The sequence below is a fragment of the Limosilactobacillus difficilis genome, assembly GCF_947387495.1.
In the GTDB taxonomy this organism is placed as follows: domain Bacteria; phylum Bacillota; class Bacilli; order Lactobacillales; family Lactobacillaceae; genus Limosilactobacillus; species Limosilactobacillus difficilis.
This window is the reverse complement of the sequence record NZ_CANDNU010000083.1, coordinates 1-2,266: the sequence shown is the minus strand read 5'-3', so window position 1 is coordinate 2,266 and position 2,266 is coordinate 1. Positions and strand designations below refer to the sequence as shown.

3 protein-coding genes and 1 pseudogene are annotated in these 2,266 nt (G+C 39.4%); 3 read left to right on the top strand and 1 reads right to left on the bottom strand.

Annotation, left to right across the window (positions count from 1 at the left end; all coding sequences use genetic code 11):
- Positions 1-143: 143 nt before the first annotated feature.
- A pseudogene (locus QOR82_RS09000) lies at positions 144-260 on the bottom strand (type I restriction-modification system subunit M N-terminal domain-containing protein); the annotation flags it as partial.
- A 364-nt stretch (positions 261-624) separates the two neighbouring features.
- On the opposite strand from QOR82_RS09000, the gene QOR82_RS08995 reads away from it, so the two are divergent.
- The 3 genes from QOR82_RS08995 (at position 625) to QOR82_RS08985 (ending at position 2,130) form a co-directional block, all read left to right on the top strand.
- Positions 625-927, top strand: coding sequence for a hypothetical protein (locus QOR82_RS08995; protein ID WP_283584403.1), 303 nt, complete (start codon positions 625-627; stop codon positions 925-927).
- Between the two features lie 162 nt (positions 928-1,089).
- The gene (locus QOR82_RS08990) at positions 1,090-1,479 is read left to right on the top strand and encodes a hypothetical protein (RefSeq protein ID WP_283584402.1); all 390 of its coding nucleotides are present in this window, start codon (positions 1,090-1,092) and stop codon (positions 1,477-1,479) included.
- Between the two features lie 135 nt (positions 1,480-1,614).
- Complete coding sequence (locus QOR82_RS08985; protein WP_283584401.1) at positions 1,615-2,130, top strand: hypothetical protein; 516 nt, start codon at positions 1,615-1,617, stop codon at positions 2,128-2,130.
- Positions 2,131-2,266 lie beyond the last annotated feature (136 nt).

The window sequence follows — 2,266 nt, the reverse complement described above, 5'->3', positions numbered from 1 at the left end:
AGCTCCATCAACCAATAATCAATTGGTCAGTATTATTTATTTGAGTCCAGTGGCTAACTTATTCTTGAAATTTAGGTTAAAAAAAATCACCCTCAAATTTTGAGGATGATTATACGTCTCCACCAACACCAATTGACAGAGACCCAAAAAATGATGCCCAATAAATAGTTTTTGTATTCGTTAGCATCCATCTTAGAACGCAGCGCGTTGGCAGCACTAAAGAGTGCCGTTGACAATTCCTGCTTATTATCATCTGCCATTATTTAGACTCCTCAAATTAAAATAGGTTATAGCTATATGTATTAATTTTACTCCTATCTTCATAATCGAGTGCACGCAAAAAGACCAACAAACATTTCCATGCTCGTTGGCCTTCTTTAAGCTGTTTACTTCTTGGTCACTAATTCGTAAACATCTAAAAAGCTTTATTTCACAATCCACGAATGCCGTAGCTTCAGGTGTTCGTATATTATTTACCCATTAAAAAATAGTCTCAATTTGTCTAATATCGTCTCATATAATTTATATAGTGTAAGCTAAATTGTAAGCTATCAAAACTTTGTGAATTTACACCACGACGGTTATTTTCTTATATCACACTTTAACCGTCGTGGTGCTCACAGCATGACCTGGATTCCAAATCCGGGTCATTTTTTGTTAAATAAAGGCCTCTCAGATGATTTTTTAAGTATAACTACCCTACTTTTTAATTTAAATCTTTTATCTCGTTTTGATGACAACTATACAACCGGCGCGCCAAATAAGGGGCGCGCCTGGGTCAACTGCGCCACAAGTGGAGCTTATGGAGCTTATGAACCTGTCGAAATATTGAGGATTGGGGATGAGCGCAATGACGCAAACTTTAATGATCTTGCTGATTATTTTCGGCCTGTACCAAACCTTGGGATACTTAGTATATCTGACTAGGATCGCAATTATCATCATTGGGCGTGTCTTCGTGATCGTCTTGATCTTCGCTGTTTTACTGCTTCTTGCCATGTCGATATAAACAAAATTGGCCGGCAAGCTCGGCCTGAATAAATTTATGTAATGAAACAAACAGAAAAATAGTTAAGGAGGTTAACTATTATGGAAAAGTATGATTATAAGAAGCATGTAACCGAAGATTTATACAATTATTTTATGAACGATATGTCGGAAGAAGATCGGTTTTGGCTCATCAATTCAACAAATAACGAAGATTACGAATGGTGGTTTGATAAATTACGTGAAGCCGATTGCACAACGGGACTGGCTTCTGGTTCATATACTTTTAGTAAGTGGAAGGCTGAAGAGTGTCTGTGCCACAATTGGGACTTGGCAACGGAAGCATATATGAATTTATTTATGGATAGCAGTTACGACGTACTAGAAAAAGGCCCCGAGCTTCTTGATGCCTGGGTACGTTATTACATCTATCCCGATTGTTTTGATGATGCCGTCGATAAACTTCGTAATGAAAGTCAAGAAAACCAATAAGTAAAGACTAATACAACTCTATAGAATCACTAAGACTTCTCTAAGACCTTTTATAGCTATACACTAGAACATCACTAAGACAACTCTATAGAAACACTAAGACATAACTTATATATTATATAGGAGGAACTAATCATGTTATCAGCAATTACTAAGTCAAATTCTACCACTTCATCATTCCAAACTAAGCCACTAACTGGTATCCAACGCTTTTATCACCGCCGCCGGCTTGACGCGCACGGCGCTAATTACTATGTAGAAGCGCGCGAACTTTGCCCGTTATCTGTGCTCAACACTCCTGACCGTTTTTGCGTGGTCACTTTTGACCATGACGATGATTACTTGGTTGTAGCCGGCAAGCGGGTTTACCTCACGCCGGCAAACTCAATCAAGTGCACATCAAACGTTGAGTGCCGACTTGCGGTCGTTGACTTGGATGAGCTCGAACACAGCAAACAGTACGACTATGACGACAAATTCGCGCACACCTATACAAATGTTTTCGATTCATTCGATGAACTGCGCCAAATCGCCCGCGATCAGTATGCCAAAGGCGGAGCCGTTTGGATTAAACAAAGCGCCTTATATGATGCCAAAACTGATCGCTGTCCTTACTACTACTCGACAAGCTACAAACCCGCGGGCATCTAGCGCTGGAAACTGAGACCAAATAAACACCGGGACCTTGTAATCAAGGCCCGGGTTTATTTTTACCGACGAATTGTCAAACTAAGTGCAACGGTTCTTCAAAAAATATCTCAAACGGTGTTTGATAGTTTAATATTTT

What these genes read in the sequence shown, in the direction of transcription:
- QOR82_RS08990 (WP_283584402.1), top strand. Translation starts at nt 1,090, where the DNA reads ATGGAAAAGTATGATTATAAGAAGCATGTAACCGAAGATTTATACAAT.
- QOR82_RS08995 (WP_283584403.1), top strand. Translation starts at nt 625, where the DNA reads ATGACCTGGATTCCAAATCCGGGTCATTTTTTGTTAAATAAAGGCCTC.
- QOR82_RS08985 (WP_283584401.1), top strand. Translation starts at nt 1,615, where the DNA reads ATGTTATCAGCAATTACTAAGTCAAATTCTACCACTTCATCATTCCAA.